The following is a 20,812-nucleotide window of genomic DNA, read 5'->3' as shown; positions in this document are numbered from 1 at the left end:
TTAATTAAGGAATATTGACTACAGATAATTATTACTTATTTTACTCTATTTTTTGTAAAAGTTGGCGGATAGCATCCCCATCTTGAGCAGTCGGTAAAATCTTTAAATATAATTGTAGATCATGGATCGCTTTTTGCCATTCTTCTATTTGATAGTAAAGAAGTCCGCGATCGCGTATTTCAATAGGATGATTAGGAAAAATAAGCAAAATTAATTCAATTATTCTCAGCATCTTAACATATTCTTGACGATTTAGGTAGATATATTTTAAATTTGTTAGCATTCTGCCTAATAGTTGTTGGTTGCTAACGGGTTCTATAAAATGAGGTTCTAACTCGATATTTTGTTGATAAATTTCTTTTAGTTTTGCTTCACAATCTTCTTTAAATAATATTTCTCCTTGATTAAATACATCAACAAAAATTCCCACATCTTTAAAATCAGGACGAATCATAAAATGTCCTGGTATTCCAATTCCTACCATGGGAAAATTAATTCTTTTAGCTATTTCTAAATAAACGACTGATAAAGTAATAGGAATTCCCATACCTCGGTCAATTACTTGGTTTAAATAACTATTACGAGGGTCATAATAATCATTTTGATTTCCTTGAAATCCTAACTGTTCAAAAAGATATTGATTAATAACTTTAATTACTTTTAAAGGATAGGAAGTTCCTGGTAAACGTTTTTTTATTTGACTTGCCATTGTCTCTAATCTATTAAGATAATCTTCAATGTCTAAATAACCATATTCATCTTTAGCATATAATAAAGCAGCTTTTGCTACATTGATTTTGTGATCAGGTTGATTAATTTCTAAAGAAAATTGCTGCATAATCATACTATACTTTGCTTCAATATTTATGAATTAAAACATTTATTTAAGGCTGATGTTTATGATAATCTCCTCCTGAACCATATTGCCAAGAATCTAACCAACGATGATAGTAATATTGTTGAATAGGAGATAAATTTCCTATCATCGGTTTGGCTAATTTTCCCACAGGATATAACCCTGTATATAAGGCTAAATTAAAGTAATGAACCGTCCAATCTAATAAAGGAGTTATTCCCACTTGAGGCAAAATAGGTAACACTAATTTAGGATTAACTAACAGTAAGGTTTTCATTAAAGCTGGAAACTGAATCACATCCTGTAAGAAAGGTTTTAAGACATCATCTCCTAATTTATCCATAACTTTAAATACTCCACTCATTAACTCATTAATTTGATTAGGTGAAACTTTTTGATTAACTCCAACACTCATGGTTTGTTGGAATAACCAAGTGACAGAAATATTAGGTTGATAGGGTTGTAATAAGGCTAACGCATTTTTATCTAAACTATCAACTTTTAATGCTTCATCTATACCAAATGTTAAACGTTTTAAATGTCTAATCATGGCCCCAAAACCACCAAAACTAACAGGAGATTGTCCTCCCGCACTATCTCCAATAGGTAAAATTCTAGACCAAGGCATTTTTAAGGGACTTTGACGATAAGCTGGAAAAAATCCGAATAAAAATCTAATAAATTTTAGTTGTTCTAAGTCAATTTTTTGATACGTTGGTAACAGTCTTAAATACTCCTCCATGAAAAATTCTAAACTGAATCTATCAGGATGATTATCTAAATAAGTAAATAAATAAGTTGTCCTTCCTTCTCTAGCAGGAAATGCTTCCCAAAAGTATTGACATTGATTTAAAATAGGTGTAAAAGATGCTATTAAATCCCCACTCTCATTATTAGCATATCCTGTCGCACAACTCCCTACTACCAAACAAATACTATCAGGTTTTTCTCCTTGTCTTGCTTGTTGAACAATAGGAGAAAAGTGTCCCATTCCATCCATTAATAACCGAGTTTTAATGAGTTTATCTCCAGCTTTAACTAAAATACCATTAGGATGAATTATCGCTGAAGTAAAAACTGTTTTTTCTAATAAAATTCCTCCTGCTGCAATAAATTTATTTTTTATCTTCTCTAACAAAAATACAGGATCAACCCCAATATTAAGAACATCCTTAACCGAAAGTTCATAACCCTTATGAAAACTTACTCTAGCAGGATTATATTGAGTGGCGATCGCTTGATTTAATTCAGATTCTGAAAGTAAATTTAACTCTAAAAATACTTCTAATTCCTGACGAGAAATATTCCATTCTTGTTCTCTACCTCGTAAAATTCCTCTTTCAATTAATATTACTTTCCATCCTTGTTGTTGTAAAGTAGCTGCAATTAAAACACCTAATGTTCCCCCAGCAATAACCACATCGGCATCAATTTCTCCAATATTTTCAGTTGATTCTGTTATAATTTCAGGGACTAATGAAGATTTATTTTTGCGTAAGTTTTTCCAAATATTATCAGCAAGATTTAATCTTTTACGGGTGTTTTCTGGTAAATAAGACAGCAAAGAATTCATAATATTAAAGAGAATTACTATATAGTTTAAAATGCTTTGTTATTGAGGATTTTTCTGGAATTTAATATCAAGACGATCACCTTTTTTAATTCCAATTTCTGCTGCCCTACCTCCTCCTAATTCAATAACTTGATCCATACTAGCTTCTGGTCCATAAGTAGGACAAGTATCACTAGAACAAGGAGGAACATTAGCTAAAATAGCTTTAACTTCACCCTTATGTAAAAAGACCATATCTAGGGGGATAGTAACATTTTTCATCCAAAATTTCAGAAATCGTGGTTGATCAAATAGAAAAATCATGCCTCTATTTTTAGGTAAAGAATCTCGATACATTAACCCCATACTTTGTTGTTCAGGAGTTTTCGCTACTTCTAATTCAATAACTTCTGAGCCTATTTTTACTTGCGCTTCAATTGGTAATATTTGTCCTTGAGACTCTACAAGTGTTGAAAGTGTTTTTTCTCCCGTTGTATTCACATTAGGGTTAGGAGAACATCCTAATACTAAAAAGCTAATCATTATTAATAAATAAATTGGTTGTTTCATAGTTCCTCAATTAAATATTTGTTGCTTTCAGAAATCAGCCGTTTTAGTAGGGGCGGGTTTTTTCATGTATTTATGATACTCACAAATAAGTTCAATAAACCCGCCCTCCTTCGGAGTTATAATTTTTTCAACCTTGCTGGTTTTTTCCCGTATTTATGATACTCACAAATAAGTTCAATAAATCCCCCTTACTTACTTCATGATAATCGCAAAAAAGTTACCTCATCACCCCATCACCTCATCACCTCATCACCCTTCTCGTAATACATATCCTACGCCTCTAACTGTGTGAATAAGTCGTTTGTGACCCTCACTTTCTAGCTTCAAACGTAAGTAACGAATATAAACCTCAATCACATTAGATTCTCCCTGAAAATCATATCCCCAAACCTGTTCTAAAATCTTATCTCTGCTTAGCACTTCTCTAGGATAAGACATAAAATATTTAAGCAATTCAAATTCTTTCATAGTCAGATTGATCGCTTTGTGATTAAGTAATAGTTGACGAGTGGTTAAATCAAGAATGACCTCTCCAAATTGTAATTGTTCTTGATTAGTTTCTGGAGGAGTTAGATAAAACCTAACTAACTTAAGCAAGGTTTCTGAACGATAGGGTTGCAATAAATAATCATCAGCCCCCATCTCTAAACAAGCAACTCTTTCTTCAAGAGTTTCTCTATCCACTACCATAATTATTAATACTTGATTTCCCTGTTGTCTGATTTCTTGACATAAGGTAAATCCAAAATTACCAGCCCGTTGACGATCAATGAGAATCATCGCAGGTTGTTGTTTTTCTACTTCTATTAAAGCTTGTTTACTATGAGGAATAATGACAGGATTATAACCTGCTTCTGTTAAATCAATCGAGGCTCTTTGGCTAAAGAGTTCATCCATTTGGACTAAGAAAATAGAAGGATTTAAAAGCATAAAAGCAGTTATATATTAATCGGGGAAAATTTCGGTCACGACTCTTTCTTGATTATTGCCACTTACCATAATTTTATTATCGTGAAGGGTTCCTACTGCTTTTTCTCCCGTGAGATTAAACTTAGGATTAGCTTGTTCATAAATAACATTGCCTAACGCTTCCACGATGCGAGTTCCCATATTCCAGGTGATATCATTGGCATACAATTTCCCCTGATTAGAGGCATTTGTCCCCTGAACTCCTCCTTTAAGATAAGCTATTTGTTGACTAAAATCCACTTGCGCTTGGTTAGCAGTGATACTAACACCGTCCACATAGTTAATCAGTTGAATGGGTTTGTCTGAACGCACTTGACGGTTTTTATACTGCCAAATGACTTGTTTAGTTGCCACTTGTATGGGGGGTTTAATGGACTTGAAATCAATATTATCCTCAATGATGACTTCTTTGGTCTTGAAACGAACTTCAAGCTTTTTACCGACTAAACGATCAGTGACGGTTTTATCTTGGAAACGCACTAGGTTAAATAAGCGATCGCCTTTGAGTTTGTCTTGAGAAACATCCCATTGTAAATACTCGGTTTTGAGTTGTAGTCGCGGATTTTTGGCAGTAGCAACAATATTACCCGTTAATTCTAATTGTTCTTTGCGAGTATAGTATTTTCCTTCTTTAGCAGAGGCCTCTAGATCAGGATGAGATCCCCGTAAATTTTTGCGAACTATCAACACAGAGTCTTGGGGCCGCCATTCTACCTCATTGCTACGAATCACGGTCTTATTGCGCGGATCTAGGGCTACAATATTTTTGCGGAGAAAAATTTCGACCCCATCGCGGTAAATCTCCCCTTCATCAGATTTAATTTGTAAAACAATCTTTCCGTCTTGGAACAGATTACCTTTTACCCCAGTCAACTGCGCTTTATGACGATCAGGGGTATAAGCAGCCTCATCTACCTGAATTTTCCAAACTAGCTGCCCTTTAGGGTTAGATTGCTCTAAAGTAGCATTATTTAGGAATAAACGGCTCTCTTGTCGGGTTTCTTCTGGCTTATTTGCTTCGGGTTTTTTCCCTCCACCACAAGCGACTAAACTACAGAGGAAAAACAGTAAACCCCCCTTGACAACATTGGCCCAAGGAGAGTTAGCCTTCAGAAAATTGTGTGGATTCATCTTGCATTAATAACTGGATCTAATGCCACCATCCTGACATATTTAAGCAGCCAGCATATCATCATTTTTGTAGGTTGGGTTGTGGCTAAATATATTGGTTTTTAGCCAGAAATATCTAAGGGGACAAAACCTACTATTAGACGCTGATTCTGGTATCAGGATACTGCCGTTAAATGTATCTATTGAGGGTGGACTATTGCCGTCTAGTTGCCCAGGTGCTTCTATGCTACGGTTAGTCGTCTCTACAGCAAAGCGGGTACTTTACGTTATGCCTTGTTTCCCGATTATATCATATTTGGCGATTCCTCATCATCTCGCAAGCTCGATGTAAACAGCTTATCTGTTATAAGTAAATACGGGAGTGAGAAAACTCCTATTTTTCAAATGAGGAATAAGCCTTTATGAATGATTCTCCACCTAAAATTGAGTACCAAGCCCAACTAAATGACTCAGTTACTTTAGAAACAAGAACACAAAAGCAACGTGAAATATATGATGCCTTTGAGCAATTTATTTTCAGCGACGATACTAAGATACTAGCTAAGCTAGTTGCGAGAACCCTAATTTTTGAAAAAATTATTAATGTGCCAGGGGACATTGTGGAAGCTGGAGTCTACAGGGGAAGTGGTATGTTAACTTGGCTAAAGCTTAAAAGAATCCTAGCACCTAACGCTCTAAAAAAAGTTATAGGGTTTGACTACTTTGACACAGAATCTTTACTTAATTCTTTGTCTGGGCAAGACAAGGTTTCGATGAAAAGTCTATTTGAGGTGAGAGGCTATCAGCATGAAGAAGGGGCAGAAAGATTTGTTCATGATTTAATTGCTAATGCGGGGTTTATTCAAAGCAGCTATGAAATCGTCAAAGGTGATATTTCACAAGTTGCTCAAGAGTTTGTTGACCAAAGACCTGGGTTCAAAATATCCTGTTTATATCTGGATTTAGACTTACAATATCCCACCTATCACGCCTTGAATGCGTTTTGGGATAGAGTATCTGTAGGAGGAATGGTAGTATTTGACGAATATGCCTATCATCAATGGTCTGAAGCACAAGGAGCGGATCAATTCTTTGAACAGAAGAATATTCAAATTCAAGCTCTGCACTATCCTTGCCCAACAGCTTACGTCATTAAACCTGCCACCGTCAAAACTAATGGATAAATAAAATTAGCAGATGAAACAGCAACTAGTGCAATATTTTCAGGAGTTAACATCTCAAAGCTACAAACTTATAGATTTTTTAAAGTTGTCCTCTGATGTTATTCCTCTACAAGAATTGTTACCCGATTTATCAAATCAGCTTGCTAGTTTGAAGACAAGTATGATCAACAACTATAAACACCTAAATCGTCCCCAGTACGACTGGAGTGAAGCACAGACAGAGGTAGGAGTAGGTCTAAATTCGATTGGGATGTTGTCAGATCGACTCTCCACCTTAATTATCAAGGAGTGGTGCTTACGCAACAAGAACAACCCAAATCCAGAGAAGGCCAATGACCTATATCAAACTCACACCATGGACATTATTCATGCTTTAGCAAACGCTAGACCTGGTAGTTCATCAATGAATACGAAGATAACTCACCACAAATCTGATGTAACGGCTAATTCATGGGAAGAAGCATTTTACGGTCTGCTTTCAACCAATATTGTAAATTGGGAATCTCAAGAAATTTTATATGTTAAAGATATTACAACCCTGCCTTGCGAAGAGTTACGACGCTATATAGCTTGGTTTTCATTTGGCAATATTCAAAGAAACGAGTATATCCAATATTGTGAAGAGCTTTATTGGCATTAAAATTGAAATTTAAATGAGAGTAATTATTGATGAATAGAACAACTCAAGCTCAGATAACCACAGGGCTAAAAACAGACGAGTATGAGAACTTTGATATTTGTCCGCTTGCTGGACGAATTGGGGCAGAAATAGTGGGACTTGAGCTTGCCCAGAATCTCAGCGATGAGACAGTTGCTGATATTCGTCGAGCCTTAATCAAGTATAAGGTGATTTTCTTTCGACGACAGCAACTGACGGAAATTAGTCAGGTAGCCTTCGCCCGACGATTTGGGGTGCTTACCGAAGCACATCCCTTACTTCCATCTTTACCTGGTCATCCAGAGATATTTGACTTCGACTATGGACGCATGGATAATCGTACTAACCAATGGCATACAGATCTAACATTTATTGATCGTCCTCCCTTTGCTTCAGTTTTGCGTGCAGTGGAAATTCCTGCCGTGGGGGGAGATACATTGTGGGCAAACACTGTCACAGCCTATCAAGATCTGCCTGCACCACTACGTAGCTTGGCTGACCAGCTTTTTGCTGTACACAGCAATACCTATAATGACTATGAGGCAGCAACTGTGAACATATCCAAGAAGCGACGGGAATTAGGCAAAATTTTTACCTCAACGGAATACCAGACATTACATCCAGTGGTTCGCGTTATTCGAGAGTCTGGTGAACGAGGGCTGTTTATTGGTGCTTTTGTGCGTCAGTTTCGAGAGCTTTCCGTAGATGAATCAATTCAGATCCTGAAGCTATTACAGTCCTACATCATACGTCCTGAAAATACTGTACGTTGGCATTGGCAACAGGGGGACATTGCTTTCTGGGATAACCGAGTAACCCAACACTATGGCATCAATGATTTTGGTTCTCAGCCTCGTCGCGTTCAACGGGTAACAATTGTCGGAAACCTACCTATTAGTGTTGAGGGGATAGAAAGCAAATCATTTAAAGGAGATGCCTCTGCCTATAACAGAATGAACTAGGCATCTGAATTTTCACCGAAAAACGAGCGGGAAGCCCCTGGTTTCAGACATGGGGATGAACGCGAGCAGCAATTTTAATAGCTCGTAAATATTATCTTGACAAGTTAATATCACAATTGACCAAAAAAGTGGGGGTTCAAGCCAGGGCAATCGCATTTAATTTTTGTTAAGCTCTATTTGCCTCTTGAGATCCCGTGAAAAGTCAGATATAGTAATCTAACCAAGTCATTTTCTCACGGTCGGGGTTTGTTCAATGGCTGCCTTTTGCCAGAAGAATTTAATATTTCTAATTTCTCAACCTCGTGCCGGTTCAACCTTGACTCAACGTATTTTAGGCAGCCATCGAGAAATTTATACGGTGTCTGAACCTTGGATTATGCTACATCCTCTCTATGCACTGCGCGAGAATGGATATCAAGCTGAATACAGTGTACAGAATAGTAAGAAAGCACTCGATAGCTTCTTGGAATTACACCCTGAAGGTGAAGATGCTTATTTTCAAGCCGTACGACAAATGTCTTTAAATTTATATGAAGGGTTGCTTCGGCAATCGGACAAAAAATTTTTTTTAGATAAAACCCCAAGATATTATTATATTCTGCCTGAGCTATATAGAACCTTCCCTGATGCTAAATATATTTTCTTAATTAGGAATCCCCTAGCCATTTTAGTTTCTATCTTTAACACTTTTGTTCAAGAACATTGGTGGAAAATTCAGTATTATCAGGATGATTTACTAAAAGCCCCTGATCTGATTGCCCAAGGGTTGCTTAACTTCCAGGGCAATATTCTAGTTTTGAGATATGAAAGCTTACTAAGTAACCCGTCAGCAGAAATTGAAAAGGTTTGCTGCTTTCTCAATCTTTCTTTTGAGCCAGAAATAGTTAGCTATGGCAATTATGATTCTGAGAAATGGCAGTTTGGAGACCAATCTCTGATTCAGTGCCAAACAAAACCTAGCTCTGATAATTTAGATCGCTGGCAACAGGATTTGCACAATCCAATCACTTGGCAATCTGCCAACAATTATTTAGAATTTTTGGGACAAGATTTGCTTACTGGTTTAGGTTATTCCTACACAGAACTAAAAGGGATGCTTGAGAGGCTAAAACCAGAAAGCGAGGTAATGCTCCCACCTGCACTGCAAGAGTTTTTCTCTTCAGCAAGTATGTTTTTAGAGAAATCATTACAGCCTTTCTTGGGCGTTGTTGGCTCAACGGCGCAACTTTTTGACACTTACTTAAATCTTGGCAGAGTTTTGTTAGAGCAAGATCGTTTTGAACAGGCACTCAAATATCTACAGATAGCTTTGCAAGTGGCTCCTTCAGTACCTGAAGCTCATTATCTAATGGGGAAAGGATTTTTGCGTTTAGGTAAGCTCGATCAGGCCGTTTCTGCTTATCAAAAGGCAATTCAATTGGATGCTGGAAATCAGAGAAGTCACCTAGATGCTGCCAAGTTGGCACTCCAGCAAGCACTTCAACTGAACCCAGATCATCAGGCGATCGCTGAGCTACTGGAAACTATATAGGAGCGACGAACTGCTATGTATCTACGTCGAATGGAGCAGGTTTGGCAGCTGTGGCATATGTTGCCTCATCTGGTGGCGCACCTATTGAAAAACTGAAAGAATATATTAAAAATCAAGATGCTCCCAAAAGTTAGTTGGCGATTTTCGGGGTATCGAACCCCGAAAATCGCCGCGCTTTCCTTCCCCACCCCGAAGAAAGCTGAGGGTGGGGAAGGAAAGCGCATTCGTTCATGAATTGCCCCTACACCTTAGCTTCTGTAGGTGACATACCCACCGATGAAGCGCAAGAAATTAAAGTTTAACTTCAATCTCAACCCCGGCGGGTAAATCTAGTTTCATTAAAGCATCAATGGTTTTAGAAGACGGTTGATAGATATCAATAATGCGGCGATGAGTACGGGTTTCAAAATGTTCCCGTGAATCCTTATCAACGTGAGGCGATCGCAAAACACAATAAATCTTACGTTTAGTCGGTAGAGGAATCGGGCCAATAGCCGTAGCATCCGTCCTGTTAGCCGTATCCACAATTTTCTCACAAGAAGTATCAAGCAAACGACGATCAAAAGCTTTCAGACGAATACGAATTTTTTGTTGTGCCAAAGTAGCCATAGTTTTAAGTTGTCAAGGTTCAGTGATTAAAGAAAAAATGAGTGACCAGCTATCAAGAGTTAACGATTCACTGGTCACTATGTTTGTTGTCCTACTTAAGAATTTTCGAGACAACACCCGCACCAATGGTACGGCCGCCTTCACGAATAGCGAAACGCATCCCTTGCTCAATAGCAATAGCGTTAATTAGTTCTACCGTCATTTTAATCCGGTCACCGGGCATAACCATTTCTACAGCTTCCCCTTCATCAGAGGTGTAATCTTGAATGACTCCGGTAACATCAGTTGTCCGTACATAGAACTGGGGACGATAGTTCTTAAAGAAAGGAGTATGACGACCACCTTCTTCCTTGGTCAATACATAAACTTCCCCTTCAAAGATAGTGTGAGGAGTGATTGAACCAGGTTTAGCAATAACCATACCCCGTTCAATATCTTCTTTTTTAACACCCCGTAACAGTAAACCAACGTTGTCCCCTGCCATCCCTTCCTCAAGAGATTTTTGGAACATTTCCACCCCAGTTACAGTGGTGCTGGTGGTCTTTCTGATGCCCACAATCTCAACAGTTTCACCTACTTTGACTTTACCCCGTTCAATACGTCCGGTAGCAACAGTTCCCCGACCAGAGATAGAGAACACATCTTCTACCGCCATCAAGAAAGGTTTATCAATTTCCCGTTCAGGAGTGGGAATACTTTCATCAACGGCCGCCATCAGAGCCAAGATTTTCTTCGTCCAGTCATTGCCCCCTTTGGCCAGTTTGGGATCATCCTTGAGGGTTTCTACTGCTTTCATAGCAGAACCAGTCACAATGGGAATATCATCTCCAGGAAAACCGTATTCACTGAGCAGTTCCCGAACTTCGAGTTCTACGAGTTCTAACAGTTCTGCATCATCGACCATATCTTCTTTGTTCAAGAAAACCACAAGACTAGGAACCCCCACCTGTTTAGCTAACAGGATGTGTTCACGAGTTTGAGGCATAGGGCCATCAGCCGCCGATACCACTAAAATCCCACCGTCCATTTGAGCCGCTCCAGTGATCATATTTTTCACATAGTCAGCGTGACCGGGACAATCCACGTGAGCATAGTGACGGCTATTTGTTTCGTATTCAACGTGAGCAGTATTAATAGTAATACCCCGTGCTTTTTCTTCGGGAGCCGCATCAATATCCTCGTAGTTACGAGCTTTGGCTTGTCCAGTAGCAGCCAGAGTCATTGTAATCGCTGCCGTGAGAGTGGTCTTACCGTGGTCAACGTGACCGATAGTGCCGATGTTGACGTGAGGTTTATTCCGTTCAAATTTTGCGCGTGCCATGAATCAATCGTTCCTTTTTTTGTCGTCTTTTTCTACACAGCAGTCTGTGTCAGTTACCCGCTACTGTATAGTTAATTATCCACTATGAATGACTTACTATGCACTGATAACTGTCACAGTTCACTGTTTTATATGTTCCCTTTGTTTTTAGCGATGATCGCTTCAGCCACATGACGAGGGACTTCTGCATAGTGACTAAACTCCATGGAGAAGATCCCCCGACCTTGGGTTTTTGACCGGATATCGGTCGCATAGCCAAACATTTCTGCTAGAGGAACATTAGCAGCAACTTTGGCAAGTCCGTCATCGGAGTTCATCCCTTCGATGTTCCCACGGCGAGAGTTGAGATCTCCCATGATATCGCCTAAGAAATCTTCAGGCACTTCTACCTCAATTTTCATTATGGGTTCTAGGACAACAGGGTTCGCTTTAGTTACGGCCTCACGAACAGCCATGGACCCGGCAATCTTAAAAGCCATCTCTGAGGAGTCAACATCATGGTAAGACCCATCAATTAATGTTACTTTAAGATCGATCACTGGGTATCCTGCGACAATCCCTGATGCACAAGCTTCCTTCATTCCTTGTTCAGCAGGAGAAATGTATTCTTTAGGAATCACTCCCCCTACAATCTTAGAAACGAATTCAACCCCGCTTCCTGGTTCCCCTGGTTGCACCTCGATCACCACATGACCATATTGACCTTTACCCCCACTCTGACGAATGTATTTGCCTTCGGCATTACATGACTTCCGAATAGTTTCCCTATAGGCAACTTGTGGTTGTCCCACTGTCGCTTCTACTTTGTACTCCCGTAACATTCGATCCACCAAGATTTCTAGGTGGAGTTCTCCCATTCCAGCAATGACGGTTTGGTTAGTTTCGGGGTCAACACTCACTCGGAAGGTGGGATCTTCATCTGATAGGGCTTGCAAGGCTTTGGAAAGTTTTTCCATGTCTTGCTTGGTTTTTGGCTCTACGGCGACGGAAATCACTGGTTCTGGGACAAACAGAGATTCCAAAATAATGGCCTTCTGCTCATCACACAGAGTATCCCCAGTCGTCGTATTTTTTAAGCCAATGGCAGCCCCTAAGTCTCCCGCCCTTAGTTCATCTACTTCAATTCTATCGTTAGATTTGAGAATAATTAGACGAGAAACCCGCTCTTTGCCATCTTTGCTGGAATTATACACATAACTTCCTTTAGCTAATACCCCAGAGTACACCCGCATGAAGGTAAGGCGACCATAGGGATCAGAGGCAATTTTAAAGGCCAAAGCGGCAAAAGGTTCTTCATCCGATGCTTTTCGCGTATCTTCTTTACCATTGGCTAAAATTCCCTTAATAGGGGGAACTTCTACCGGAGAGGGCAAATAATCCACCACCGCATCTAATAACAGTTGCACCCCTTTATTTTTAAAGGCAGAACCACATAAAAGAGGCATAATAGTCCGGGTTAGGGTTCCTTGACGCAGTCCCCGTTTAATTTCCTCCTCCGTTAATTCTTCCCCTTCCAAATATTTTCCTAGCAACTCTTCATCAGTTTCGGCGACGGCTTCTATAAGTAAAGCACGGTATTCTTGAACTTGCTCTAATAGTTCTTCAGGAATTTCTGTATCTTCAATGTTTTGTCCCAGGTCATCCTGATAGATCTTAGCCCGCATCCGCACTAAATCTACAATACCATGAAAGTCATTTTCGCAGCCGATGGGAATCTGAATGGGAATAGCATTAGTTCTGAGACGGTCTTTAATTTGTTCGTAAACCTTAAAGAAATTAGCACCCGTACGATCCATCTTATTGACAAAAGCAATACGAGGCACTTCATAACGGTCTGCTTGTCGCCATACGGTTTCCGACTGAGGTTGAACCCCTCCGACTGAACAGAATACTGCTACCACACCATCTAAGACCCTCATGGAACGTTCAACTTCAATGGTAAAATCGACGTGACCTGGGGTATCAATAATATTAATTCGGTGATCGAGCCAATTGGTAGTAATGGCAGCCGCCGTAATGGTGATCCCCCGTTCTTGTTCTTGAGCCATCCAATCCATTGTGGCAGTTCCTTCGTGAACTTCCCCAAGTTTGTGGGCGACTCCTGTATAAAAGAGGATTCGTTCTGTTGTTGTGGTTTTACCCGCATCTATGTGAGCGGCAATTCCAATATTTCGCACCCTCTCCAGGGGAATAGTACGTGCCATAGCTACCTCCTGCTCTTACCGAGCAATTGACAATTGATAAGGGATAATTGACAATTAAGGTTTAAAGACTCCCTTTTCTCTGAGAAAAGAGTAAAAATTTGGCCATATATCAATCCTCACAAATTATAGGGACTGGTAATTATTCCTTGTCGAAAATTTTATAGTTTTCGACGGTAAAATTCCCTAGTGAGGAACTTAGACCGAACAATGAGAGTTTTAATAGCGATAATGAGCAAAAGCTTTATTCGCATCTGCCATCCGGTGGGTTTCGTCCCGTTTCTTCATGGCGGCCCCTGTTTCGTTGGCAGCATCCATAATTTCATTGGCTAATTTGGAGGCCATGGTACGTCCTCCTCTAATACGGGAGTAGTGTATTAACCACCGTAAAGCCAGGGTTGTTCCCCGTGATGAACGGACTTCCATCGGCACTTGATAGGTTGCACCACCCACCCGACGCGCTTTAACTTCTACTAAAGGGGTTAGGTTTTTGATCGCTTTTTCAAACACTTCTAAGGGATCACTACCTGTCCGTTCTCCAATGGTGGTTAAAGCATCATAAACAATGCCCGAAGCTACGGATTTTTTGCCACTTTTCATCACTCGACGGATGGTCATACTGATTAAGCAGCTATTATAAACTGCATCAGGGGGAACGGGACGTCTTTTGATGTTTCCTCGACGAGACATGGTTGCTTGTTTCCTTTGGGGTAATCTGGTTTTGAGTAATTTAGGGTCTTATTCAAGATAAGGTCTTCAAAAACTGTCCTGACACGGCTTAATATTGCCTTTGATGGTCTTTTTTCCCAGTTTAAAGGCAAGTTATTGATTATTAAAGCTATTAGGGAGACAGGTTAAAAACGATGGGTTAAGTTTTCCTGACTTAATTTTTCGTACTTAGACTCTTATTCTTTAGCTTTGGGTCGTTTAGTGCCGTATTTAGACCTTCCTTGTTTGCGGTCTTTGACTCCTTGTGCGTCTAAGGTCCCGCGAATGATATGATAACGTACACCAGGTAAGTCTTTAACCCGACCGCCCCGAATCAGTACTACGGAGTGTTCTTGTAGGTTATGGCCGATACCTGGGATATAGGCGGTTACTTCAAATCCTGATGTTAAACGAACCCTAGCCACTTTTCTTAAGGCTGAGTTGGGTTTTTTAGGGGTTGTGGTGTAAACGCGGGTGCAGACTCCTCGACGCTGGGGACACTGTTTTAGCGCGGGGGATTTGGTTTTCTTGTGAAGTTTTGAGCGTTCGCTCCGAATTAGTTGTTGAATAGTGGGCATAAGTCGGTTTTAGGTAGTGAAGTTTAGGACACTGCCTAGTTTTAATAAAATCGTTGACAAATTACCATACTACCTATAAAAGCTGTCGTCTGTCAACTCTTTATAAGTTTAACTTAAAGTTTAGGGTTTGTGGGCAAAGGATGCTCCACAGCTACAGGAGCTTTGTGTGTTAGGATTAGTGAAGCGAAATCCGCCTCCCATAAGGTCTTCAGCGTAATCTACTCGTAATTCTTGGAGATAGGGTAGACTGTCTGAGTCGATAACTAAGGTTATTTGGTCTAGAGGATAGACGCGATCGCTTTCTTGTTGGGTTTTACACAGTTCTAAGACATAGCATAAGCCAGAACAGCCTCCTTCTGTGACTCCTAAACGGAAGTAAGTGTCGGGTTGTTGACGACTGGTTTGTATTCTTTTAATCTCTTTAATGGCTGCGGGAGTTAGTTCAATCATAGGTTATTAGGATTCAAATTATGGTTATTAACTAGCTTTATTTTTGCTACAGGAGTTACGCTGGTATTGATTGAGAATGTGTTGGTTAATAACAGCATATTCTTTAGGAATGGCTACTACTTCAACATTTTCGATGTCAGTACCATTAATTTTAATATTGACATAATAAGTCTTCAATGACAAAATTTTCCCTAAATTGTCTCGTAATTTAATATTACTATAAGTCAAAGCTCCAAGGGAAGAAATAATAGATTCAGGAATACAATTAATTGGTGCTTCAGAATTAAAAATTGCTTCAAATTTAAAAAGATTAGACTCATTAGATGGATTATAAATTTCTATGTAACTTTTGGGAGAATCCATTTTTTGAGGTTGTTGATTATCATGACTTGTCATTTGATTTTGTGTGATTAAAAATTCAGCTATCCAATATTCGATAGACATTCCAGGAGGTAAACGAATTTCTGTATTGTTTAATTCTTCAATTTGAGGAGAAACAGAGAACGGAACACCAACCCATAAGCCTATATTATTTTTAAAGATAGCATTTTCTATTTTAGCATTATGCAAGATAGTATTAGTTAAATCAGCACCACTTAGGTCAGCATTAGTTAAATCAGCATTACTCAAATTAGCGTGAGTTAGGTTAGCATTACTTAAGTTAGCGTTTTTTAGATTAGTATTACTCAAGTTAGCATAACTGAGATTAGCGTTACTTAAATCTGTTTTACTTAAGTCGCTGTTACTAAAATTTGTCTTACTAAAATTTGCACCGCTTAGCTTTCTATCTATTGGACTAAAATTGCTAAGATCTTTTCCCGCAAAGCACGTTAAATGGTCTAAATCTGCAATTTTAGCTAATTCAAACCAGTCATCTGTGGGAGCATCAATAACATTTTTCATACGAGAAACTATTTCTGTAAAAGATTGATTGTTATTCATAAATTAACTCCATTTTACTTAGATAAGGATTTTGCTGAAGTAGCAGACTAAATTTCTGAATTAGTATTTCTTTTTTTTGTTCCTTAATATTTTCAATCACCTCTCCATTAATTTCAGTAATCAATATATCTTCTTTGTTAACTTTAAAGATAGCTGTAATAGAAAGTTTATCAGAATTACTTTGAACAATGCCTAGTTTTTCATTTTGTAAAATCCCTGTTAATATTAAGCCATGAGGTTTAATTTGGAATATCCAGAGAGGATTTTCTTCTGTCCCTTTATTATAAACCTGAACAAACTGGTCTTTAAATTTATTCACTATCTTCGTTGTTTCTCTAGTTTTATGGTTATATTGGAAATTTAATGCAACTGAGGTAGTTCCTTCTCTATCTTTACTTTCTTCTTCCTGTATCTCTAGTTCTATTATAGATTCAAATTTAGGATTTAAACCTATTGTTTCTAGTAGAATTTTTGAATTATCATTAAACTTTAGTTCTAAACAGCCTTTTTTCAAGCCAAATTTAATGGATTGATTGTTTTGTTCTATTAATTGTTCACCAAAACGAATGGTTAATTTTAATTCAACACTTTTATTAGTAGCATTAAACTGTTGATTATCATTACTTATAAGTTCCCCATGTAATTTCATAAAGAGACAGTCAGGAAACTTATTTTCAAACGTTAATGGCGACATTTTACTATTGTTACCAATATTTAAGTAATCGGGTGAATTATACCATAGTTTAAACTGACAATTTTTAATCTTAAAAGTCTAAACCAAGATCATCAAACCATAAAGAACTTGGCAAATCAATAATTTCATCTTCCATTGGCTCAACTTTTATCAAGAATCTTGACATTGTTGGATTAGGATATTTCTTTTCTATGCGCTTACGGATTTTATCTTTATTTTCTTCTACATCATAATCAACTAATTTTTCTTCTACAAAAGCGACATATTTACCTTGATATTTTTCTAACCATTGTGGATCTTGTTTCACTTTTTCGTAAGCAATAATATTAGGATCTTGTTGAGAAGTTATATCAAGCTTTCTGAGTTCCTCATAAATATCAATATCTTTAGGATTTGGGCTTAATTTTGCAATTTGCTCATCGATAATACTATTAACAATTTGTTTCTTATACTTCAGTATTTCTAAAACAATTTCTTTAATATCTTGACGATAATTAACTGGAGATTTTTCCTTATATAAATTAGCCTTAAGTCTTTCAGCTAACCTCCTATTGTTGGGATCTGGATGACCAGTTATAATGATACCAATTCCATTATCTTCAATGATAACTTGAATATAATTTATATAATCTAATGTCGTAATATGGGTCTTGATCTTAATTTGCTTATTTTTTTTGTTGCTTTTTTTAATTGCTTCTACTGCATTATTAACTAAGTTATAGATAACATCTTTGATTTCTTGAGAATTGATTTGAATCGAAGGAATACTATTATCATAATCCTCTGTAATATCTATATTTTCCTGTATTGATGAAAATGATAGTATATTCTCTTTGACTAAATCATTAATATTGACAACCGTTAATACAGTATTATCCGCTTGAAAGACTTCTCTAATTTCTTTTACTCTGTTTTGAATCCAGTCTAGTCTTTGTTTTATAATCTGTTCTTTTTCGGTAATATTTTTATTACTTTCTTGAGATAATTTACGCAAATCTTCGGAAAATTCAATCAGTTCATTTTTATATTTATGTAAAAAGCTTTTAAATACGGGTTCCTCTACAGAATTTTCTACAGAATGCTCTATATTGTGTAAACTCCAATTATGTTGTGGCGCATTTAAAACGACTTTAAATTGATTCAAAATATCTCGACCAATCAATGCGTATTTTAGCTGTTGTATAGCAAAAACTCGAATTTCATGATAACCAAAAGCTAGAGATGAATCTATTGTTGTATCAGTAATTTTTGCACGAATTACATATAACATTCTTTCAGACATTGAGCTACTAAAACCCGTTGTTCTAATTATCTGAACTGCCACTGCCCGACATCCTAGCTTTGCTATAATTGATTCAGGAATACAAGTTATCGTAGCACCACTATCAACTACTGCTGGAACTATAACTTTGTTCTCAGGGTTAGTAAGATTAGCAATTTCTAGAAATGCTTGTGGACTAAGAATTGATCGATGTTGTAAAGTACCATATTTAAACATTTGTGATATTCTCGTTCAATTTTATATTCACATGATATTATTATAATCAGAGTCATAGTTATCTGTCGTAAAAATATTTAGACAACGGAGAAATTTCTTACCATCAATTTCTTGACGATCTTTATCTATTCCATTAATACCCATTCCTTGGATATAGCCATCTTTATTAAACAAAAATATAGAGGCAACTTGAACATTTAAGTGGTAACGAACTTGTTGTAATGCTTTTGTAATAACCTCCTCAATAGTTTCACAACCGATCAGAGATTTATTAACTTCATTAAGGGTATGAAGTTGCTTCTGTAAATCTAATTTATTGGCTTCATCTAATGGCATAATTGGTATCGTGGATTAAAATATCTAAATCCGTGCGTTAGGACGGATTGTTAAATCCTAGTCAAATCAAAGATTTTAGCCGTCTAACACACCCTACTGGATTAAAATATCTAAATTGGTGCGTTACGACGGATTGTTAAATCCTAGTTAAATCAAAGATTCTAGCCGTCTAACACACCCTACTGGGTTGACAGGACTAATTTGGTGTATTAGCATTCAGGTTTGTTGGGTTTCGCTTTTAGCACCTCACAGGCAAGATGCGGCGTGCGACTTCTCACAAATGATTTGGGACTACTATAGTTGTTTTAATCTAGGCGTATTCTGATTTTAGTTCAAAACTAACAATATCAAACATGGTTATCAATCTTAATGTATCGCAATCCCAGCCATTGGCTAACCTGAAGATGACACTCCTGGTAGAAACTCTCAAAAATGGTCAATTTGCCGCATCTATCTTGGAATTTCCTAACTTTCGAGTCGAATCACCAACACGGGAAGAAGCGATCGCCCAAATTAAAGCTACTGTTTTAGAAAGACTCAGCCACATCGAAGCTATTTCCTGGAATGTGCCACTTTCTGCCTCACCACCTACCTGGATACAATTTGCTGGTATCTTTCAAGACGATCCAGATTTTAAAGACATTATGGATAAAATTCGAGCAGAAAAAACCTCAGATGATGATACGGAAGTTGACTCCTCCTATTACTTATAGGGGTGGCTTGAATGTCTCAATATATTCTCGATACGGATCATGTTTCACTAATTCTTTGTAATCATCCCCAAGTTATTGCCAATGCTTCCCTACATCAAATTGCTGTTACTGTGATTACAGTTCAAGAACTTTTCAACGGCTGGATTGGTAGAATTAACGATCCGTCAGCAGTGCATAATCTCCCCTCACTCTACTCAAAACTTTGGACAACTGTTAAATATCTCCAAACAATTGAGATTCTAGACTTCACATCAGAGGCAGATAACTGTCTCAAAAACCTGCTTAAAGAAAATCCTCCCCTACGGAAAAATCGCCTACAAAAAGATGTGCGAATAGCTGCGATCGCATTATCTCTTAATGCCACAATCGTTACCCGCAATCAACGAGATTTTAGTCTAGTACCCAGACTAGCGATCGCAAATTGGACACTGTAAGCAGATTCGTGATCTTGTAGTGCGATCACCTTAATCATCCAAAATTCCCCCTTATCTTATGAATTTTTGTGATTTTTATTGGTGATACCTCAAATTAACCATTTGTAAACACTATACATGGTCTTGCTGTTGCTTCCATTCGTCTGTTAATAGTCCTGAAAAACCCCAGTTTTCCTCATTAATTTCTTGAATTACAATATGAATATGTTCGGGTTTTTTATTCAGTACGCGCACAAGGGAGTCAGTCACATCCTTAACTAACTGAGATTTTTGCTCTCTTGTTGCACCTTTTATAATTTGAATATTGACGTATGGCATTATATATTCCTACAAAGTTTATAAGGGCGAATATCCATTCGCCCCTACTAATAAATTGAGATGATTATTAGCTGAGTTTACCTATTATTTATGACGAGAATAATCATCTTGAAAACGAATAATATCATCTTCTCCTAAATATTCCCCGTTCTGTACTTCAATGAGAATTAATTTAATTACCCCTGGATTTTCCAGACGATGAGATGTACATTGAGGAACATAGGTTGATTCATTAGCTGCTAAAATTTCTTCATGATCACCACAAGTAACTTTAGCGGTTCCTGATACAACAATCCAGTGTTCACTGCGATGATGGTGCATTTGTAAGCTGAGACGGTGGCCGGGATTAACTTCAATGCGTTTAATTTTGTATCCTGGCCCTTCTTCTAGGGTAGTAAATGATCCCCAAGGACGGGTTTCTGTCGCTAATACTCCAGTATGAGAAACTGAGAAAGGAATAGAGACGAGATCGGTATTTTTAGTGACTTCTGTTAATTGAACCATATGGTTTTTCCTTAAAATTTTTCAATGTGAGAGGACAAGAATAACATCAAATTCTTGACCAACATAACATAAATTATCCCAGATGGCAGTGATCTCTATACAAATTATTAAAAT

At 37.7% G+C, this 20,812-nt stretch carries 23 protein-coding genes and 1 pseudogene; 7 read left to right on the top strand and 17 right to left on the bottom strand.

What is annotated here, in order from left to right:
• Positions 1 to 40: 40 nt before the first annotated feature.
• The 5 genes from AsFPU1_RS08870 to lptC all read right to left on the bottom strand — a co-directional run bounded on the left by AsFPU1_RS08870 (position 41) and on the right by lptC (position 5,078).
• Positions 41 to 838: a SirB1 family protein gene (locus tag AsFPU1_RS08870; protein WP_124971835.1), complete on the bottom strand. Its 798-nt coding sequence runs from the start codon at positions 836 to 838 to the stop codon at positions 41 to 43.
• 46 nt (positions 839 to 884) lie between these two features.
• Positions 885 to 2,429, bottom strand: a complete 1,545-nt coding sequence (locus AsFPU1_RS08865) for an FAD-binding oxidoreductase (RefSeq protein ID WP_124971833.1) — start codon at positions 2,427 to 2,429, stop codon at positions 885 to 887.
• Positions 2,430 to 2,468: 39 nt separating this feature from the next.
• Positions 2,469 to 2,978, bottom strand: a complete 510-nt coding sequence (locus AsFPU1_RS08860; protein WP_124971831.1) for a DUF192 domain-containing protein — start codon at positions 2,976 to 2,978, stop codon at positions 2,469 to 2,471.
• Positions 2,979 to 3,227: 249 nt separating this feature from the next.
• Positions 3,228 to 3,908 (bottom strand): response regulator transcription factor NblR, encoded by a 681-nt coding sequence (nblR, locus tag AsFPU1_RS08855; RefSeq protein ID WP_124971829.1) that lies wholly within the window; start codon positions 3,906 to 3,908, stop codon positions 3,228 to 3,230.
• Positions 3,909 to 3,923: 15 nt separating this feature from the next.
• Positions 3,924 to 5,078: an LPS export ABC transporter periplasmic protein LptC gene (lptC, locus tag AsFPU1_RS08850; RefSeq protein WP_124971827.1), complete on the bottom strand. Its 1,155-nt coding sequence runs from the start codon at positions 5,076 to 5,078 to the stop codon at positions 3,924 to 3,926.
• Positions 5,079 to 5,479: 401 nt separating this feature from the next.
• On the opposite strand from lptC, the gene AsFPU1_RS08845 reads away from it, so the two are divergent.
• The 5 genes and pseudogenes from AsFPU1_RS08845 to AsFPU1_RS08825 all read left to right on the top strand — a co-directional run.
• Positions 5,480 to 6,241 carry a TylF/MycF/NovP-related O-methyltransferase gene (locus AsFPU1_RS08845; protein WP_124971825.1) on the top strand — a complete coding sequence of 254 codons (762 nt, stop codon included), beginning with the start codon at positions 5,480 to 5,482 and terminating at the stop codon, positions 6,239 to 6,241.
• 13 nt (positions 6,242 to 6,254) lie between these two features.
• Positions 6,255 to 6,881, top strand: a complete 627-nt coding sequence (locus AsFPU1_RS08840) for a hypothetical protein (protein ID WP_124971823.1) — start codon at positions 6,255 to 6,257, stop codon at positions 6,879 to 6,881.
• Between the two features lie 29 nt (positions 6,882 to 6,910).
• A complete protein-coding gene (locus AsFPU1_RS08835; RefSeq protein ID WP_124971821.1) occupies positions 6,911 to 7,861 on the top strand; it encodes a TauD/TfdA dioxygenase family protein in 951 nt (316 codons plus the stop codon).
• Between the two features lie 253 nt (positions 7,862 to 8,114).
• Positions 8,115 to 9,392 (top strand): sulfotransferase family protein, encoded by a 1,278-nt coding sequence (locus AsFPU1_RS08830; RefSeq protein ID WP_124971819.1) that lies wholly within the window; start codon positions 8,115 to 8,117, stop codon positions 9,390 to 9,392.
• 56 nt (positions 9,393 to 9,448) lie between these two features.
• Positions 9,449 to 9,526: pseudogene (locus tag AsFPU1_RS08825) on the top strand (IS200/IS605 family transposase); the annotation flags it as partial.
• A 157-nt stretch (positions 9,527 to 9,683) separates the two neighbouring features.
• Here AsFPU1_RS08825 and rpsJ read toward each other — a convergent pair.
• From rpsJ to AsFPU1_RS08775, 10 genes are all read right to left on the bottom strand, one after another.
• On the bottom strand, positions 9,684 to 10,001 hold the full coding sequence (gene rpsJ / locus AsFPU1_RS08820; protein ID WP_124971817.1) for a 30S ribosomal protein S10: 318 nt from the start codon (positions 9,999 to 10,001) through the stop codon (positions 9,684 to 9,686).
• Between the two features lie 91 nt (positions 10,002 to 10,092).
• Positions 10,093 to 11,322: an elongation factor Tu gene (gene tuf / locus AsFPU1_RS08815; protein WP_124971815.1), complete on the bottom strand. Its 1,230-nt coding sequence runs from the start codon at positions 11,320 to 11,322 to the stop codon at positions 10,093 to 10,095.
• Between the two features lie 128 nt (positions 11,323 to 11,450).
• A complete protein-coding gene (gene fusA, locus AsFPU1_RS08810) occupies positions 11,451 to 13,526 on the bottom strand; it encodes an elongation factor G (protein ID WP_124971813.1) in 2,076 nt (691 codons plus the stop codon).
• A 216-nt stretch (positions 13,527 to 13,742) separates the two neighbouring features.
• Positions 13,743 to 14,213 (bottom strand): 30S ribosomal protein S7, encoded by a 471-nt coding sequence (gene rpsG / locus AsFPU1_RS08805; protein ID WP_124971811.1) that lies wholly within the window; start codon positions 14,211 to 14,213, stop codon positions 13,743 to 13,745.
• A 215-nt stretch (positions 14,214 to 14,428) separates the two neighbouring features.
• The gene (rpsL, locus tag AsFPU1_RS08800; RefSeq protein ID WP_124971809.1) at positions 14,429 to 14,809 is read right to left on the bottom strand and encodes a 30S ribosomal protein S12; all 381 of its coding nucleotides are present in this window, start codon (positions 14,807 to 14,809) and stop codon (positions 14,429 to 14,431) included.
• Between the two features lie 120 nt (positions 14,810 to 14,929).
• The gene (locus AsFPU1_RS08795) at positions 14,930 to 15,259 is read right to left on the bottom strand and encodes a HesB/IscA family protein (protein WP_124971807.1); all 330 of its coding nucleotides are present in this window, start codon (positions 15,257 to 15,259) and stop codon (positions 14,930 to 14,932) included.
• A gap of 27 nt (positions 15,260 to 15,286) precedes the next feature.
• Positions 15,287 to 16,201 carry a pentapeptide repeat-containing protein gene (locus AsFPU1_RS08790; protein WP_124971805.1) on the bottom strand — a complete coding sequence of 305 codons (915 nt, stop codon included), beginning with the start codon at positions 16,199 to 16,201 and terminating at the stop codon, positions 15,287 to 15,289.
• Positions 16,194 to 16,895, bottom strand: a complete 702-nt coding sequence (locus tag AsFPU1_RS08785; protein ID WP_124971803.1) for a hypothetical protein — start codon at positions 16,893 to 16,895, stop codon at positions 16,194 to 16,196. Before AsFPU1_RS08785 ends, AsFPU1_RS08790 begins: the two co-directional genes overlap by 8 nt.
• Before the next feature lie 70 nt (positions 16,896 to 16,965).
• Complete coding sequence (locus AsFPU1_RS08780) at positions 16,966 to 18,393, bottom strand: hypothetical protein (RefSeq protein WP_124971801.1); 1,428 nt, start codon at positions 18,391 to 18,393, stop codon at positions 16,966 to 16,968.
• Positions 18,394 to 18,420: 27 nt separating this feature from the next.
• Positions 18,421 to 18,729: a GAF domain-containing protein gene (locus AsFPU1_RS08775; RefSeq protein WP_124971799.1), complete on the bottom strand. Its 309-nt coding sequence runs from the start codon at positions 18,727 to 18,729 to the stop codon at positions 18,421 to 18,423.
• A 404-nt stretch (positions 18,730 to 19,133) separates the two neighbouring features.
• Between AsFPU1_RS08775 and AsFPU1_RS08770 the strand changes: the two genes are divergently transcribed.
• Together AsFPU1_RS08770 and AsFPU1_RS08765 are read left to right on the top strand one after the other, a co-directional pair.
• Entirely contained in the window at positions 19,134 to 19,442 is a 309-nt protein-coding gene (locus AsFPU1_RS08770) for a hypothetical protein (protein WP_227873371.1), read from the top strand.
• A gap of 11 nt (positions 19,443 to 19,453) precedes the next feature.
• Positions 19,454 to 19,876: a type II toxin-antitoxin system VapC family toxin gene (locus AsFPU1_RS08765; protein WP_124971795.1), complete on the top strand. Its 423-nt coding sequence runs from the start codon at positions 19,454 to 19,456 to the stop codon at positions 19,874 to 19,876.
• 111 nt (positions 19,877 to 19,987) lie between these two features.
• Here the strand turns inward: AsFPU1_RS08765 and thmT are convergent, their stop codons facing one another.
• A complete protein-coding gene (gene thmT, locus AsFPU1_RS08760) occupies positions 19,988 to 20,194 on the bottom strand; it encodes a 2-hydroxymuconate tautomerase (protein ID WP_124971793.1) in 207 nt (68 codons plus the stop codon).
• 84 nt (positions 20,195 to 20,278) lie between these two features.
• Positions 20,279 to 20,698, bottom strand: a complete 420-nt coding sequence (locus AsFPU1_RS08755; RefSeq protein WP_124971791.1) for a phosphomannose isomerase type II C-terminal cupin domain — start codon at positions 20,696 to 20,698, stop codon at positions 20,279 to 20,281.
• Between the last annotated feature and the right edge of the window lie 114 nt (positions 20,699 to 20,812).

Origin of the sequence: Aphanothece sacrum FPU1, from assembly GCF_003864295.1 — a bacterium.
Lineage (GTDB): Bacteria > Cyanobacteriota > Cyanobacteriia > Cyanobacteriales > Microcystaceae > Aphanothece_B > Aphanothece_B sacrum.
This window is presented reverse-complemented; position numbering and strand designations above follow the sequence as displayed.

Coding starts and splice junctions, on each gene's coding strand:
- AsFPU1_RS08870 (WP_124971835.1), bottom strand. CDS start 838: ATGCAGCAATTTTCTTTAGAAATTAATCAACCTGATCACAAAATCAAT.
- AsFPU1_RS08865 (WP_124971833.1), bottom strand. CDS start 2,429: ATGAATTCTTTGCTGTCTTATTTACCAGAAAACACCCGTAAAAGATTA.
- AsFPU1_RS08860 (WP_124971831.1), bottom strand. CDS start 2,978: ATGAAACAACCAATTTATTTATTAATAATGATTAGCTTTTTAGTATTA.
- nblR (WP_124971829.1), bottom strand. CDS start 3,908: ATGCTTTTAAATCCTTCTATTTTCTTAGTCCAAATGGATGAACTCTTT.
- lptC (WP_124971827.1), bottom strand. CDS start 5,078: ATGAATCCACACAATTTTCTGAAGGCTAACTCTCCTTGGGCCAATGTT.
- AsFPU1_RS08845 (WP_124971825.1), top strand. CDS start 5,480: ATGAATGATTCTCCACCTAAAATTGAGTACCAAGCCCAACTAAATGAC.
- AsFPU1_RS08840 (WP_124971823.1), top strand. CDS start 6,255: ATGAAACAGCAACTAGTGCAATATTTTCAGGAGTTAACATCTCAAAGC.
- AsFPU1_RS08835 (WP_124971821.1), top strand. CDS start 6,911: ATGAATAGAACAACTCAAGCTCAGATAACCACAGGGCTAAAAACAGAC.
- AsFPU1_RS08830 (WP_124971819.1), top strand. CDS start 8,115: ATGGCTGCCTTTTGCCAGAAGAATTTAATATTTCTAATTTCTCAACCT.
- rpsJ (WP_124971817.1), bottom strand. CDS start 10,001: ATGGCTACTTTGGCACAACAAAAAATTCGTATTCGTCTGAAAGCTTTT.
- tuf (WP_124971815.1), bottom strand. CDS start 11,322: ATGGCACGCGCAAAATTTGAACGGAATAAACCTCACGTCAACATCGGC.
- fusA (WP_124971813.1), bottom strand. CDS start 13,526: ATGGCACGTACTATTCCCCTGGAGAGGGTGCGAAATATTGGAATTGCC.
- rpsG (WP_124971811.1), bottom strand. CDS start 14,213: ATGTCTCGTCGAGGAAACATCAAAAGACGTCCCGTTCCCCCTGATGCA.
- rpsL (WP_124971809.1), bottom strand. CDS start 14,809: ATGCCCACTATTCAACAACTAATTCGGAGCGAACGCTCAAAACTTCAC.
- AsFPU1_RS08795 (WP_124971807.1), bottom strand. CDS start 15,259: ATGATTGAACTAACTCCCGCAGCCATTAAAGAGATTAAAAGAATACAA.
- AsFPU1_RS08790 (WP_124971805.1), bottom strand. CDS start 16,201: ATGAATAACAATCAATCTTTTACAGAAATAGTTTCTCGTATGAAAAAT.
- AsFPU1_RS08785 (WP_124971803.1), bottom strand. CDS start 16,895: ATGTCGCCATTAACGTTTGAAAATAAGTTTCCTGACTGTCTCTTTATG.
- AsFPU1_RS08780 (WP_124971801.1), bottom strand. CDS start 18,393: ATGTTTAAATATGGTACTTTACAACATCGATCAATTCTTAGTCCACAA.
- AsFPU1_RS08775 (WP_124971799.1), bottom strand. CDS start 18,729: ATGCCATTAGATGAAGCCAATAAATTAGATTTACAGAAGCAACTTCAT.
- AsFPU1_RS08770 (WP_227873371.1), top strand. CDS start 19,134: ATGACACTCCTGGTAGAAACTCTCAAAAATGGTCAATTTGCCGCATCT.
- AsFPU1_RS08765 (WP_124971795.1), top strand. CDS start 19,454: ATGTCTCAATATATTCTCGATACGGATCATGTTTCACTAATTCTTTGT.
- thmT (WP_124971793.1), bottom strand. CDS start 20,194: ATGCCATACGTCAATATTCAAATTATAAAAGGTGCAACAAGAGAGCAA.
- AsFPU1_RS08755 (WP_124971791.1), bottom strand. CDS start 20,698: ATGGTTCAATTAACAGAAGTCACTAAAAATACCGATCTCGTCTCTATT.